The sequence below is a fragment of the Pseudoalteromonas sp. T1lg75 genome (assembly GCF_002964705.1).
Classification (GTDB): domain Bacteria; phylum Pseudomonadota; class Gammaproteobacteria; order Enterobacterales; family Alteromonadaceae; genus Pseudoalteromonas.
Genome location: NZ_PQCD01000004.1, coordinates 32,827 through 46,752, shown reverse-complemented (window position 1 = coordinate 46,752; position 13,926 = coordinate 32,827). Strand labels below are relative to the sequence as shown.

13 protein-coding genes are annotated in these 13,926 nt (G+C 48.9%); 8 read left to right on the top strand and 5 right to left on the bottom strand.

The genetic code is table 11. The features are described 5' to 3' along the window. The first annotated feature begins 14 nt into the window (after positions 1 to 14). The 5 genes from cysC to C2M36_RS00955 all read left to right on the top strand — a co-directional run bounded on the left by cysC (position 15) and on the right by C2M36_RS00955 (position 6,170). Positions 15 to 611: an adenylyl-sulfate kinase gene (gene cysC, locus C2M36_RS00975; RefSeq protein ID WP_105253338.1), complete on the top strand. Its 597-nt coding sequence runs from the start codon at positions 15 to 17 to the stop codon at positions 609 to 611. Positions 612 to 614: 3 nt separating this feature from the next. Continuing rightward, positions 615 to 1,385, top strand: a complete 771-nt coding sequence (gene cysQ / locus C2M36_RS00970; RefSeq protein ID WP_105253337.1) for a 3'(2'),5'-bisphosphate nucleotidase CysQ — start codon at positions 615 to 617, stop codon at positions 1,383 to 1,385. A gap of 629 nt (positions 1,386 to 2,014) precedes the next feature. After that, entirely contained in the window at positions 2,015 to 3,256 is a 1,242-nt protein-coding gene (locus tag C2M36_RS00965; RefSeq protein WP_105253336.1) for a cytochrome P450, read from the top strand. Next, the gene (locus C2M36_RS00960; protein ID WP_105253335.1) at positions 3,246 to 4,373 is read left to right on the top strand and encodes a cytochrome P450; all 1,128 of its coding nucleotides are present in this window, start codon (positions 3,246 to 3,248) and stop codon (positions 4,371 to 4,373) included. The genes C2M36_RS00965 and C2M36_RS00960 overlap by 11 nt, the downstream gene beginning before the upstream one ends. Before the next feature lie 15 nt (positions 4,374 to 4,388). Next, a complete protein-coding gene (locus C2M36_RS00955; protein WP_105253334.1) occupies positions 4,389 to 6,170 on the top strand; it encodes an ABC transporter ATP-binding protein in 1,782 nt (593 codons plus the stop codon). 91 nt (positions 6,171 to 6,261) lie between these two features. Here C2M36_RS00955 and C2M36_RS00950 read toward each other — a convergent pair whose 3' ends face one another. Together C2M36_RS00950 and C2M36_RS00945 are read right to left on the bottom strand one after the other, a co-directional pair. Further along, entirely contained in the window at positions 6,262 to 6,897 is a 636-nt protein-coding gene (locus C2M36_RS00950) for a hypothetical protein (RefSeq protein ID WP_105253333.1), read from the bottom strand. Between the two features lie 93 nt (positions 6,898 to 6,990). Beyond that, complete coding sequence (locus tag C2M36_RS00945) at positions 6,991 to 7,302, bottom strand: hypothetical protein (protein WP_105253332.1); 312 nt, start codon at positions 7,300 to 7,302, stop codon at positions 6,991 to 6,993. Positions 7,303 to 7,523: 221 nt separating this feature from the next. Between C2M36_RS00945 and C2M36_RS00940 the strand changes: the two genes are divergently transcribed. Then, on the top strand, positions 7,524 to 7,907 hold the full coding sequence (locus C2M36_RS00940; protein WP_105253331.1) for an RNA-binding S4 domain-containing protein: 384 nt from the start codon (positions 7,524 to 7,526) through the stop codon (positions 7,905 to 7,907). A 176-nt stretch (positions 7,908 to 8,083) separates the two neighbouring features. Beyond that, entirely contained in the window at positions 8,084 to 10,825 is a 2,742-nt protein-coding gene (gene acnA / locus C2M36_RS00935) for an aconitate hydratase AcnA (protein ID WP_105253330.1), read from the top strand. Positions 10,826 to 10,864: 39 nt separating this feature from the next. Here acnA and C2M36_RS00930 read toward each other — a convergent pair whose 3' ends face one another. Beyond that, complete coding sequence (locus tag C2M36_RS00930) at positions 10,865 to 11,458, bottom strand: hypothetical protein (RefSeq protein ID WP_105253329.1); 594 nt, start codon at positions 11,456 to 11,458, stop codon at positions 10,865 to 10,867. A gap of 221 nt (positions 11,459 to 11,679) precedes the next feature. Between C2M36_RS00930 and C2M36_RS00925 the strand changes: the two genes are divergently transcribed. Next, complete coding sequence (locus C2M36_RS00925; RefSeq protein ID WP_105253328.1) at positions 11,680 to 12,045, top strand: hypothetical protein; 366 nt, start codon at positions 11,680 to 11,682, stop codon at positions 12,043 to 12,045. A gap of 49 nt (positions 12,046 to 12,094) precedes the next feature. Here the strand turns inward: C2M36_RS00925 and C2M36_RS00920 are convergent, their stop codons facing one another. Together C2M36_RS00920 and C2M36_RS00910 are read right to left on the bottom strand one after the other, a co-directional pair. Continuing rightward, a complete protein-coding gene (locus C2M36_RS00920) occupies positions 12,095 to 13,396 on the bottom strand; it encodes an NAD(P)/FAD-dependent oxidoreductase (RefSeq protein ID WP_105253327.1) in 1,302 nt (433 codons plus the stop codon). A gap of 329 nt (positions 13,397 to 13,725) precedes the next feature. Further along, positions 13,726 to 13,926, bottom strand: coding sequence for a hypothetical protein (locus tag C2M36_RS00910; protein ID WP_158678829.1), 201 nt, complete (start codon positions 13,924 to 13,926; stop codon positions 13,726 to 13,728).

Below are 13,926 nucleotides of genomic sequence, written 5' to 3'. Positions count from 1 at the left end.
ATCGAGACCAGAGAATGGATGAGAACATAGTGTGGCACCAACACGGTGTCGATAAACAAAAAAGACAACAACAAAATGGCCATAAAAGCTGCATCCTGTGGTTTACCGGCTTTTCCGGCTCGGGCAAAAGCACCATAGCCGGCGCCCTGGAAGCCAAGCTGTTTGAGTTGGGCCATCATACCTACCTACTCGATGGCGATAATGTTCGCCATGGCCTGTGCGGCGATCTTGGTTTTAGCGACGCCGATCGTAAAGAAAATATTCGCCGCGTCGGTGAAACCGCTAAGCTTATGGTCGATGCCGGTTTAATTGTACTCACCGCGTTTATTTCCCCATTTCAGGAAGAAAGGGATATGGTCCGCAATCTGGTGGGAGACGCCGAGTTTATCGAGGTGTATTTGGATACGCCGCTGGCCACCTGCGAGCAACGGGACCCCAAGGGCTTGTATAAGAAAGCACGGGCCGGCGAAATCGCCCACTTTACCGGTATTGACTCGGACTATGAGGTGCCGAGTAATCCGGAGCTCAGTATTAACACCTCAACACAGGATATAGAAAGCTGCGTGGCGCAACTTATCGCCTACTTACGCGACAAAAACATAATAGGATAACCCATGACTTCTCCAGAACTGCTCGAACAGATACTGCAACTGGCACAAGACGCCGGAAAAGCGGCCATGCGCATCTATAACAAGGACTTTAACGTTGAGTATAAGGACGATAAAAGCCCGGTGACCGATGCCGACCTAGCCGCTCACAAGGTGATCCTTGCTGGACTGGAGAAGCTGACTCCTGAGCTCCCCGTGCTCAGCGAGGAAAGCGCCGCCATCAGCTGGCAGGAGCGACAACAATGGCAACGCTACTGGCTGGTTGATCCCATCGACGGCACTAAGGAATTTATCAAGAAAAACGGCGAGTTCACCATCAATATCGCCCTCATTGAGAACGGCGAGCCGGTACTGGGCGTGGTCGATGCCCCGGCGCTGGGAGTAAGCTACCTGGCGGCTCAGGACATAGGCGCCTTTAAGCAGGTCGGCGAAGCACGCATTGAACTCAAGGTAACGACCAAGGAAAACAAGGGCTTGATCCGCGTGGTTGGCAGCCGCTCACACCCTTCCGAGCAACTCGCTAATTTCCTTAAGCAGTTTGACGAGGTGGATATGGTGCCCAAGGGCAGCTCGCTGAAACTCTGTTTAGTCGCCGAAGGGGCTGCCGATATTTATCCGCGTTTGGGACCGACGTCCGAGTGGGACACAGGTGCCGGCCATGCGGTGGCGGCCATAGCCGGTGCGCGCGTCACCACGGTGGATGGCGGACCGTTAAAATATAATCAAAAAGAAAGTTACCTCAATCCCTTCTTTATCGTCAGCGCCCTGCATCCTTAAGCAGCCCGCGACGCCGAATTGAAAGTTAAAAAAGCAGCCTAGGCTGCTTTTTTATTTTCTAAATAACTCGTTGAAAACCTATTAACCACCTAAAAGCAATATAAATGTATTAGTTAATAGCCAAAAATTGGCACGATGGTAAATAAAAGGTTAAAACTTAGTATCCAAAAGGTTGACGCGGTATTTTTTTTACGCCATAAATAAATCTGCTTGATAGTTATTCAAGCCCTCACTAAGAAGTGAAAAACAATTAATAAGGAAGATAACAATGAAGAAAATCAAACAAGCAATGTACAGAGCCGTAGGGATCCGTTCAAATGCATTCGGCTGTAATGGCAATAATGAGCCATGGTGGCGCTGGGTACACTATCACAACATGTAAGGCACCAGCCGAAGAGACGAGAAAGCAGTTCGTCTCTTCCAATCAATAAAAGTTCATAGGGAATTAAAAACAATAGCAAGGAAGTATTATGCAACAATCACTCATCATTTTTTCTTACCATCTCTAGCAAAAATTCCTTATTCGCTATTTTCGATAGCCATAAAAAAGCGCATTAATATGGAAATCAAAGCCATTAAATTAAAATTTGAAATAATTATAACCCTAGAATAAATCCATAAAAATAACTATGACAAAACCTAAAGAAACCCCGCGCATAGCTGAACTTCACCGAAGGCTGGAAGAGGGGAATAATGATTTTAGGCTAGATAAAAATACCGTCTGTATTTTTTCTGCCGCAGCCGCCAAGCTAACAAATAAGAAAAATTTTGAGAATCTTACGCTTCCAGATCGCCTAATTGATCTTATTCGAAATAAATCCAGCGCGCCTGTTTCCTGGCAGGAAATTCGTACTCTTTGGATTCAGCAAACTAAGCTGATGTCTGAGCCCAAGCAGCTAAAGAAAATGTATGGCTTCATGCAATTAAAGCTGCAAAAAGAAGCAGGAAAACGGTTAGATCTGGTTCAGCTTATCCACGATTTAATTGCTACATCCCTGCTGCCTCTTTTATTTGCCAATGCCACTGTACGTCAGTACCAAATACTAGAGCAGGATCAGCAAAACAAACGTGATTTCTTGCTCGATCTGGAACAAGTGCCGCAAAGAAAGCGTGATAAATTGAAAAGTGCATATCACAGTGTTCGTGCCACAAACGTTTTTCGCCGTGAAATTCGCCTAAGGGCACAAGGGAAAACCGAGCGCCAATTGGATTTTCTTGATTCAATTGTAGAACTCCTGCCTACTTTGGGTATGGATAGGGCCGCAGATTCAATGGCCATGATACATACCGCCGTCAATGGTCCGCCAGGCGCTGCAGCAGCGTGTTTGGTATTCGAGCTTGTGCGCCAAGATGGCTGGCGTAAGACCTTAACTGAGGAACTTAACAACCTGACCCCGGAAGAGTTATTTCGCTCACCGTTAAGCGTAGCCCCAAACACACATGCTTTTGTTAAAGAAACCCTGCGAATGTGGAATGTTCCCATCTTAATGCGAAATGCGAGAACAAGCTTCACGGTGGGCGAGCATCAGCTCGAAGAAGGAACCAATATCCTAATGAGTCCTTACTTTATTCATCGCCACCCTGAAAATTGGGAAAATCCGAATGAATTTGACCCTAGCCGTTGGCTGAATAAGAAAAGCCCGATTAAGCCCGATTCCTATGTCCCATTTGGCTGGTCACCAAAATCGTGCATCGGCTCCCAGCTTGGATTGATCCAGTTGATATTACTGAGCCACCTCTTATGCAGTCGATTCTCCATCCTAGTCGACGATCCTCAGAGCCTGGAAGTAATGATGGCTGCTCTACCCCAACCCATCGATTTTTACGGTGAGCTGAAAGAGCTAAGCGAGAGTGAACAACATGAAGTTTGAACCTAGCGATGAACTGTACCAAGATCCCTTTTCGTTTCTTGACAAAGGAATGGAGGCCAACAGTGATGTTATTGAATTTCCAAACAATGAAAAGTACTTAGTTGATGTTGAAGATGCAAAGCGTGTGCTTGCGAATAAGGAGGGCCACTATGTTGAGCATTCCGACTTTTTCTTCACCCGTAACGGCTATTTCGGCCCACGATCCGTGCAAATAGCCATTAGCAAGGGAGCTATTAAATTACTTCACAATATCGCCGATAAACAACAACCTCAGCTCAAGGAGTTAATAGCCACATTTTTAGCAGGAACTCGCCAGTGGCCAAACTCAGGAAACCGATTTTTTTATGAGCTTTTCAAGTTTGCGCTACTTAAAGAATCCTGCGCTGAGCGTCTACACATCTGTTTAAAGGAAATAGTTGATAAATCAGTGTTAGCCGGAGTTAAGCAAAATCGCTCTCTGCTCAGAAGGCTGTTGTTTCGGCGCAAGGCAATGAAACTGTTAAAACGAGAAATTCGGCAGCGGCGACAGCACGATGCGGCGACTAAAGAAGATATTCTTGATTGCATTATCTTTGAGTGTGATCCAGAGGTGTCAAACTCAGAGATTGCCGATATCTTTCTCTCCTTTGTATTCGCCATCACGGGCTCTCTTGGCTTTACCTTAGGCTGGAGTTTGTACGAGATCGGCAAAAGTGACGTAAAAGACAAGCGAGACATTGAACCCGAATGGGCGGTCAAAGAAGCCCTGCGACTTTGGCCTGTTGCCTGGAATCTAACCCGAATACCCAGCAAGCCGCACACGCTGTCAGAGGCAGAATTTAAGCCTGGTGATGCTGTCGTCGCCTGTCCGTACACGGCGCACCGCAGTGAGAGAAACTTTGAAAATGCCACCCAGTTTAACCCTCAGCGCTGGGAAAACAGGGAATTGAATAACCGCTTTATTGCCTTTGGCTGGGGCGAGCATAAATGCATTGCAGCCAATCTGGCGATCAGCATAAACACCAAAATAATTCGCTCTTTACTGTCTAACTACTCACTCGAGTTTATTATCTCTGAACAGCGCCCATTGGCCGAGGCCGCTCTTGCCCCTCCTCCATTTACCCTGATTGCCAAGTAAGAAAGGACACAGACAATGCTGAAAAAAATCACTTGGCGATACTTAAAAGAACTTGTAGTAAAGCACAAAAAACACCTTCTTTTTGCACATTTCGCCGCGATTACAGCAACCTTATTGAGCGTTCCCATCCCTTTGATGATGCCGCTGATAGTCGATGAAGTTTTACTTGCGAAACCTGCCGAAGCAACGGCGTTGTTTAATCAGCTATTGCCGCCGCAGTGGCAAACTCAAGTTGGCTATATTCTTGCTGTTTTGGTTCTTGTTATTCTGATGCGGTTAGCCAGCGCTGTCTTCACTGTGATCCAGGACTTCTACTTTGCTGTTATTGGTAAATCGGTGAGTTACAAGGTACGAGCGGCGATCATTGAACGGCTTGCCAATACCAGGTTAGTTGAATTTGAAACGCATGGCGTAGCAGCCATGACAAGCCGCACCATCACCGATGTTGATACAATCGAAAGCTTTATAAGCCAAACCGTTTCCGGGCTAATTATGGGCGTGCTAAGCCTAGTCGGCACGGCCATTATTCTATTACTAATCAACTGGCAGATCGCACTTATTATATTGGTTTTAAACCCTATTGTTATCTCTTTCTCTCGCTCTTTTGGTAAGCGGGTTACCAACTTAAAGCTTAAAGAAAACAACGCCTTTGAGGCTTTTCAGCATGCTTTAGTAGAAACATTAGACACCATTACCCAACTCAAGGTAGCCCAAAGGGACAAGCATTACTTTGGGCTTATAGTTGATGCCGCTCGCGATCTAAAAGCCCGGTCAACGGAATCGCAATGGCAAACAAACGCCGTACACCAAACCAGCTTTACCATCTTTCTATTAGGGTTTGAGGTGTTTAAGGCGCTTGCCATGTTGTTGGTAGTATTATCCGATTTAACGGTGGGGCAGATGTTCGCCATCTTCGGATACCTGTGGTTTATGATGGGCCCTATCCAATCTTTACTGAGCGTGCAGTATTCCTATTATTCGGCCAAGGCCGCCATGGAGCGTATCAATGATGTCTTTTCCTACAGCACGGAACACTCACAGCCTAGCCCTGAGGACGTCACCAAAAAGCCTAGCCCATCCTCTATCACAATAGAAAACCTACACTTTTCATACTCGCCACCAACAGCTGTGCTTGAGGGTGTAGAGCTGTCAATACCGGCTCGCAAAACCACGGCTTTAGTTGCGACGACAGGGGGAGGCAAGTCGACACTAGTGAAGTTACTTTTCGGCCTCTACTCCAGCGACTCAGGCTGTATATTGTTCGATGGCAAGCCCATAGAAACGCTTGGATATAATTACATTCGTAATAATATCGCGGTGGTTATGCAACAATCGGATTTTCTGAATTCCACGATAAAAGAGAATCTGACCCTAGGCAAACAGGTTACAAACGAGCAAATCCAGCATGCCTTACGAATAGCCGAACTCAATTCACTGATCGATAGTTTACCGGCGGGTTTAGACACTATGATAGGACGAAATGGTGTACGCTTATCTGGCGGTGAGAGACAGCGTCTGGCAATCGCTAGAATGGTATTGGATGACCCCCAAAACATTGTCTTAGATGAGGCCACATCGGCGCTTGATAGCCAAACCGAACAGAAAATTTTGGCGAATCTTCATCAGCACTTTAGTGATAGAACCTGCCTGGTGATTGCCCATAGATTAAGTGCAATAAAACATGCGGATCAGGTCTATGTATTAGAAGCCGGTAAAGTAAGAGAATCTGGTGATCATGAGACCTTAATACGCCAGCAAGGGCTTTATCATTCTATATTCGCAATGCAATTGTCTTGACCATAACCGGCATTAAAAAAGCAGCCTCGGCTGCTTTAATATTTTTCTAAGTAACCCCTTCTTCATTATCAGCAAGTTGCGCTAACAGCCACTACATGGAAATAGCAACAAAGGTACAGTTTAACGCTTGCTCCGTCACTTGCTGTGGCCGCAGTTCATGGGCTGGACGCTCCCCTAAGTGAGTGTTGCGGGTAGTCAGTTGATAACGCATTTCGCTGCGCTCTTGCTCGTTAGTGGTCAATATCACTCGCTCACCCTGACGCTGCCAAAGACCTTGTTTGCTGGCACTAACAAAATCGTCGAGTTGCCAATGACCATCGGCTTTAAACATCAAAGTACGATAAGGATGGCAATTTTCACTTTCAACATACAGGGGTAAACGCTGCTCCTGTGGGGGCAGCAAGTACACACCAATATGATCGTTACGATAGAAATGTTTTTGTTGTGCAAAGCGTAGCTCATCGATACGCTGGTAACCTAATTGCCGCAAGGCATCATGTACACGACCAAGCAACGCAAAATCATAAAAGGTTGGACTCATAGTGATGCTCGCTTCGGCAAAGTCTGCGGGCGCCACCACCTCATCGGCAAACTCCACCTTAAGCTGCTGCTTGGCAAAGCTATTGCTCAGTTGTTGCCTCTGCTGGGCATCTAGATGCGGGGCGACGACATGAATATTGGCACTCTGGCATCCTTGCAACCCCACAGCGAGCAGCAGGGCAAACATTATCCTGTTCATAATTTAAAAAATGATTACAACTGTAATCCTAATCTAGATAAAAACGACTGAGTGCGCAAGCCTCATAGCTGAAATCAAGCTCTAAACAACTAAATCCAACCCCTTACTGTGGGCCCACACCTGCAAACTGGCCTTGTCATAGGTGATTTCTTTGAACAGCTTATGTTCGCAAAACTCCAGCAATGGCTCGGCGCTGCGACCGTGATAAAGAATGCGGCTGTGGTTATCGTTAAACCGTGATAGCAGCGCAAAATATTGCTCACCCAGGCTTTGGCCCTCGGTCTCTGCCTGCTTGATGGCCTCGGTGATGGCTAGGCGTACCTGTTCGGCACTGCAATGATGTGCGTATTTATGGCCTAGAAATTCCTCGAATACCGCTTGTCGCGCACCCATATTCTTTCCCCGCTAAAGTTACTAACTACGATTATTAGCATTGGATAGCAATATTTACGCCATCCAGTAAAACGGCGCTTTGCTACTTGTTATACTTGTTATTGTGGAAATTAGACTATCAACAAGAAAAAAAGTTTGCATTACATTGGCGCAATTTGACACATTTTAGTGCAGCACCTGATGTATAATGTCGCACCAGTACCAGAGAGAGCCTACCCCAGATGCATGACGATTTTATTGAAGTTCAATTAGAAGAAGAGCCGATTGAACTATGTAAGCTTTTAAAAGTGCTCGACCTCGTTGAAGGCGGTGGTCACGCGAAGCTTTTAATCTCTGATGGCTACATTGGTGTCAATGGCGAGTTGTGCACGCAAAAGCGTAAAAAACTCTATGCCGGTGATACGGTGCATTTCGACGGCGACACCTTTTTGCTGAGCGCCGCCGCCAATATGGTACAGCGCGAACAGCATAAGGCTGCGGCGCAAAAGGCCAAACAGCCGGCAGTCGCTAAACAAACGCAGCCAGCCGCGGCCCCCAAAAAAGCCAAGAAGAAAACCTCTAACCGCGACGAGAACACGGGCCGTAAACCTATTTCATTCGGTTAATCCGCTTCCCGCCCTAATCCGGGCGGGCAAAAAATGACCTCCCGAGAGGTTGAAAAACGCGCAAATATCCCCAAGCTCTTAAATGTGGCTAAAATTCAGTCGCAAGGAACCTTGCGCATCAAATAATCGTACTGTGCGATTGTTTCGTGCGCCAAGAGCAGAAAAAGGGGTATTGAATGAAGAACAGCTTTAACACGCTTGCACAGCTTACCGTCAACGCCAAGCAGTATCATATTCACTCGCTGTGTCCTCTGGGCGATAAAGCCAAGCGCTTACCTTTCTCGTTAAAGATTTTATTGGAAAACCTGCTGCGCCATGAAGATGGCGAGAACATCGACAAAGACGATATTCAGGCCTTGCTGGATTGGCAACCACACGCCAAGCCGAGTAAGGAGGTCGCCTTTACGCCGGCCCGCGTGGTGATGCAGGACTTCACCGGAGTGCCCGCCATAGTGGATTTAGCCGCTATGCGCGATGCCATGGAGCAACTTGGCGGCGACCCCAGCAAGATCAATCCCCTGTCGCCGGCGGAGCTAGTGATCGACCACTCGGTGCAGGTCGACAGCTATGGTAATAACGGCGCCTTCGATCTTAATGCCAAGCTCGAATACCAGCGCAATAAGGAGCGCTATGAATTTTTACGCTGGGGGCAAACGGCCTTTGATAACCTCACCGTGGTCCCTCCGGCCACCGGCATAGTGCATCAGGTCAACCTGGAGTACCTGGCTCGGGTGGTGTTTGAAAAAGATGAACAGGGGCATACCTTTGCCTACCCGGACAGCCTGGTTGGCACCGACTCGCACACCACCATGATCAACGGCCTCGGCGTTCTTGGCTGGGGCGTTGGTGGCATCGAAGCCGAGGCCGCCATGCTCGGCCAACCCATCAGTTTGCTGATCCCTCAGGTAGTCGGCTTTAAACTCAAGGGCGCACTGCCAGAGGGCACCACGGCCACGGATCTGGTTCTGACGGTCACACAAATACTAAGACAAAAAGGCGTGGTCGGTAAGTTTGTTGAGTTCTTCGGTGACGGCCTTGCAGACTTACCACTGGCGGACCGCGCCACCATCGCCAATATGGCGCCCGAGTACGGCGCCACCTGTGGCATCTTCCCCATCGACCAGGAAACCATTGAGTACCTTAAACTCACTAATCGCAGTGACGAGCAAATAGCCCTTATCGAGGCCTATGCCAAGCATCAGGGAATGTGGCGCGAAGCCGGCGACGAACCCCTTTACAGCGACATAGTGGAGCTGGATTTAGGTACCGTGGTACCGAGCCTGGCAGGGCCAAAACGGCCGCAAGATCGCATCCCGCTTGATGAGGCGGGTAAAACCATCACCGAGCACCTGCGTGTCTTTCAAGACGAGCGGGCCGATAAACAAGCCCTGGAAACGGAAGAGGAAGCCCGCATTGTGTCGGAAGGCGGGCAGCCACAACAATCGCAAACCGAGTCGGAAGTCATCGGCATTGCCCAGGTAAACTACAAGGGCGAGACCTTTGAGCTTAGCGATGGTGCCTGTGTGATCGCCGCCATTACCAGTTGCACCAACACCTCAAACCCCAGCGTGATCCTCGCCGCCGGACTGGTCGCCAAAAAAGCCAAGGAACTGGGACTGAACGTGAAGCCCTGGGTGAAAACCTCTCTCGCCCCCGGCTCGCAAGTGGTCACCGATTACTTACACAAAGCCGGGCTGATGGATGACCTAGAAGCACTCGGCTTTAACCTGGTGGGCTATGGCTGTACCACCTGTATTGGTAATTCCGGACCGCTTGCCGATGAAATTCAGCAAGCCATCACCGAGCACAAGTTGGTGGTCAGTTCGATTCTCTCCGGCAACCGCAACTTTGAAGGGCGCATTCATCAGGATGTGAAGATGAACTTCCTCGCCTCGCCGCCCCTGGTGGTGGCCTATGCCATTGCCGGTCGCACCGATATCGATGTCTATAACCAGCCACTCACCCAGGATGCACAGGGCCGCGACGTCTACCTGAAAGATCTCTGGCCCTCGGTAAGCGAAGTGGCGGAGCTGGTGAAGTCGACGGTCACCAAGGAGATGTTCGCGAAAAGCTATGCCGACGTCTACAAGGGCGATGAACGCTGGCGCAATATCGCCGTGCCCCAGGCCAAACGCTATGAATGGGATGAGGCCTCCACCTATATTCGCAAAGCGCCCTTCTTTGACGGCATGAGCAAGGAGCCGCCGGGTTTACCTAGCATAGAGGGGGCACGTTGTTTGGCAAAACTGGGCGACTCGGTCACCACAGATCATATTTCCCCAGCGGGCGCGATCAAGGCCGATGCACCTGCGGGTCAGTACTTGATTGAACATGGTGTCTCTCAAGGAGACTTTAACTCCTACGGCTCGCGCCGGGGGAACCATGAGGTGATGATGCGCGGCACCTTTGCCAATGTGCGCCTGCGTAACCAGCTTGCACCGGGCACCGAGGGTGGCATTACCAGGACCCAGCCGGAAGATGACCTAGCCAGCATTTACGATGCGGCCATGCACTACCAGAAAAACGGCACGCCTCTGGTAGTGTTAGCCGGGGCGGAATACGGCACCGGCTCGTCGCGAGACTGGGCGGCCAAGGGCTCCTTGCTGCTCGGCATAAAAGCTGTGATCGCCAAAAGCTATGAGCGTATCCACCGCTCCAACCTGATTGGTATGGGCGTGCTCCCCTTGCAGTTTAAAGACGGGCAAGGCCATGAAGAGCTTGGGTTAACCGGCAAGGAAACCTTCGATATTAATGGCCTTTGCGATAAAGCCAAGGAGCTGGAAATTGTCGCCACCGACGAGGACGGACAGCAAACCAAGTTTAGAGTGGATGTGCGGATCGATACCCCGAAAGAATGGGAATACTACGAGCACGGCGGCATCTTGCAGTATGTGCTGAGGCAAATGCTGCGCTCCTAAGTCAGATTAAGCCGTGCCCTGCACGGCTTTTTTATTCCATTAACGCAAATAGCTCAACTTACCCTGCTCTTGCAACTTGGCCACATAACGCTGCTCCAGTTGCCAGGGGTGGCGCTTCCAGCCTTGAAAACCAAAACCGATAATATGCACCGGCCTGCCGCTCGCGGCGAAATGGGCAATGGCCTGAGTGCCTGAGCTTGGCCATTTGGGTCTGCACTGCGGTTGCCCTAAACGTAACAGCTCGGCCAAGAGCTGCTGCCTGGCTAGCGATGTGATACGTGTGCTTGAATGCGCTTGGGCAAATTTAGCCATCAGCGCTTCACCATGATCCAGACTGCCCTGGCGCCCAAGCAAACGAAAAAAACGCTGTGCAACCGGGTTCGGCTCGGGGTCGGTGAGCACGACACTTTGTAATTGCCGTGGGTCGATATCCAACGGTGAGTGTGCCAGCTTATGGGCTTGGCGACCACGGCTACTGAGCCAGAGATCGGTGCATTTGCGGCCAAGATGCGAGGGCATACCGGCACAAAAGTTAAAACGAACCACCCGCGTATAGGTTTCCACCTCGGCGCGAATATCCTCGCCGATGGGGGCATTGCCAATTATCAGTATTGGCTCTTGGCTGTCAGGCATTACTTACTCGCATCGCATCCATAGAGGGCGCATCCTAGAGCAAGTTTATGAAGCCTCAATGACAAAAATACTTGCCTCGCCATGTAACAATTTCACCAGGCTGTGCGTATTCGCTTTTAACCCAGCAAGGGTTTTAGAAGTGCGCCGCGTCCATTGATGCGAGCGCGCAAATCTAATCAATGTGCCGCGGCACATTGCCAACTAAAGATTAAGGTACCACTATGAACACATACAAATCCCTAACGGTGATTGTCCTGGTGAGTGCAGTCGCCCTCTTCACTTCCGCTGTCGACGCTAAAGAGCGTACCACGGGTAAAGGGGCCCCAGACCTTCCGGTCATTTACGTGACCTCTCAGAACCTTTATTACGACACTTTGCTGTTAAAAGATTTGCCGTTTAATGGCACTGAAAATTTCCAGTTGCTGGAAATGGATGGCCCCACCGGAGTACAAACCGAATTCGGCCCCATGGATACCGGCTATTATGGCGGGCGTTGGTGGGTGGATGCCAACCCCAATGGCTTTATGGATGAAGGTGATGTCTACTTCTTATGTCCGCTTCTGGGCCCAGGTAGAGAAACCCCATAACCTCTTCTTCAATGCGGCGAATAAGTTGTTTATGCGCCGCATTGAGCACTTAATGTAATTTCATTTTCGGCCTAACAACTCGCATCAGTTTTTCGCTTAGCCACAGCGCCATCATTTTCAAAGTGCCGTGCACTGCTTGTTGATGCATTCTGTACAGGCTCATATACATCCACCGCGCAATTTTGCCTTCAATAAACACATCACTGCTGAGGTTACCCATCAAATTGCCAACGGCACTAAAGCGGGCCAAGTTCACTAGGGAACCATGGTCTTTATAAACAAAAGGTTGTAGAGGCTTGCCCTGATACTCGCGAATGATGTTGTTTTTTACCGTACTGGCCATCTGATGCGCTGATTGTGCTCTCGGCGGCACCAAGGAGCCGTCCTCTTGCGTGAACGCACAGCAATCCCCCACTACATAGATATGTTCGTCATCGCTTACTTGCAGGTAAGAGTTAACCACAATTTGGTTGTTACGATTGAGTTCAAAGACACCAAGGTCTTTCAAAAAGTCCGGTGCTTTTACACCTGCAGCCCAGACCTTAATGTCGCAATCCAAAGTTTGATCTTCAAAGTGGATAGTGCGCTCATCGATTTGCAAAACTCGTTTACCCAAATGTAAGGTTACGCCAATTTTTTTAAGCTCCATTGTCGCCTTAGTAGCGATACGCTCAGGCAGCGCCGGGAGGATCCGGTCACTCGCTTCAATAAGATGAATGTTCAGGCGATCTTTATTGACCTTATCTAGTCCGTATATCTTAAGTAAACTAGTGACATGATAGAGCTCAGCAGATAATTCAACACCCGTGGCTCCTGCACCGATGATTGCTACGTTGAGTTTTGACGTGCTCTCATCCGCCTGCTGCAAGCGAGTAAAGCTGTCCAACAAGGTGTGTTGAAAACGTTCTGCACCACTGACTGAATCCAAGAAGAAACAGTGCTCTTGTGCTCCGGGAGTATTGAAGTCATTGCTCACACTGCCGATGGCGAGAATCAGTTTATCGTATCTAAGCGTGCGTTCGGGAAGCACTACTTGGCCACGATCATCTAATAGGGGGGCAAGTAAAATTGTTTTGGTAAGTCGGTCAACATTATAAAATGTGCCGAGTTGAAAAATGAAATGATGTTTTGCTGCATGCGCAGAATAGACAACACCATCCAAGCTAGCATCGAGTGAGCCAGTTGCGACCTCATGGAGTAGAGGCTTCCAAATGTGTGTGCGGTTACGATCTATCAGTATAATTTCAGCTTTGTGCTTTTTGCCCAATTTATGGCCCAAGCCCGTAGCGAGTTCTAATCCTCCTGCACCACCACCAACAATAACGATGCGTGGTATTGATTCGTCGTTCATAGTTATTCCTCAAAAATTGCATACCCAAATGCACGTACCTGAGCGTCAAATGCACTTGGGTATTGTTGGCCTGTGGGTTGGCCAATCTCTTGTTTTCGAGGAACACTTTGGGCCAGCTTACGCCTTCTGTTAACAAAAGTCATTAAAGCGCCAAGTATCGAATTAATATATGTAATAACTTTGCTAGGTGAGACAAAGACCTGCAGCATTTGCCGCACTCTAAATGCGTAGATAGGTAAATTACACGGCGAACTGGTGAACCAATGCTTAGCAAAATGGCAGATCCCAGCGAATGAGGTAGAGGTGGATGTAATTGCCTGTCTTCCCGCTCAACGCCTTACGCGATAAAGCCAGGCCAATCCCAATCCGATCACCATCACTAGCAAACCCGGGGTGATATGAAACAGCAAAATATGGCCTGGTTCATACATGCAGGCTAGCTGCATATACAACGCAGGCATCATACCGGACGCCAGGCTCAAAGAAATGGCCATACGTCGTGGATAGAGAGGGTAGAACTTACGCGTCAC

Bases quoted from the DNA above. Each gene is read 5' to 3' on its own strand.
- cysQ (WP_105253337.1), top strand. From the start codon at position 615: ATGACTTCTCCAGAACTGCTCGAACAGATACTGCAACTGGCACAAGAC.
- C2M36_RS00940 (WP_105253331.1), top strand. From the start codon at position 7,524: ATGCATGACGATTTTATTGAAGTTCAATTAGAAGAAGAGCCGATTGAA.
- C2M36_RS00960 (WP_105253335.1), top strand. From the start codon at position 3,246: ATGAAGTTTGAACCTAGCGATGAACTGTACCAAGATCCCTTTTCGTTT.
- C2M36_RS00955 (WP_105253334.1), top strand. From the start codon at position 4,389: ATGCTGAAAAAAATCACTTGGCGATACTTAAAAGAACTTGTAGTAAAG.
- C2M36_RS00950 (WP_105253333.1), bottom strand. From the start codon at position 6,897: ATGTTTGCCCTGCTGCTCGCTGTGGGGTTGCAAGGATGCCAGAGTGCC.
- acnA (WP_105253330.1), top strand. From the start codon at position 8,084: ATGAAGAACAGCTTTAACACGCTTGCACAGCTTACCGTCAACGCCAAG.
- C2M36_RS00965 (WP_105253336.1), top strand. From the start codon at position 2,015: ATGACAAAACCTAAAGAAACCCCGCGCATAGCTGAACTTCACCGAAGG.
- C2M36_RS00945 (WP_105253332.1), bottom strand. From the start codon at position 7,302: ATGGGTGCGCGACAAGCGGTATTCGAGGAATTTCTAGGCCATAAATAC.
- C2M36_RS00920 (WP_105253327.1), bottom strand. From the start codon at position 13,396: ATGAACGACGAATCAATACCACGCATCGTTATTGTTGGTGGTGGTGCA.
- cysC (WP_105253338.1), top strand. From the start codon at position 15: ATGGATGAGAACATAGTGTGGCACCAACACGGTGTCGATAAACAAAAA.
- C2M36_RS00925 (WP_105253328.1), top strand. From the start codon at position 11,680: ATGAACACATACAAATCCCTAACGGTGATTGTCCTGGTGAGTGCAGTC.
- C2M36_RS00930 (WP_105253329.1), bottom strand. From the start codon at position 11,458: ATGCCTGACAGCCAAGAGCCAATACTGATAATTGGCAATGCCCCCATC.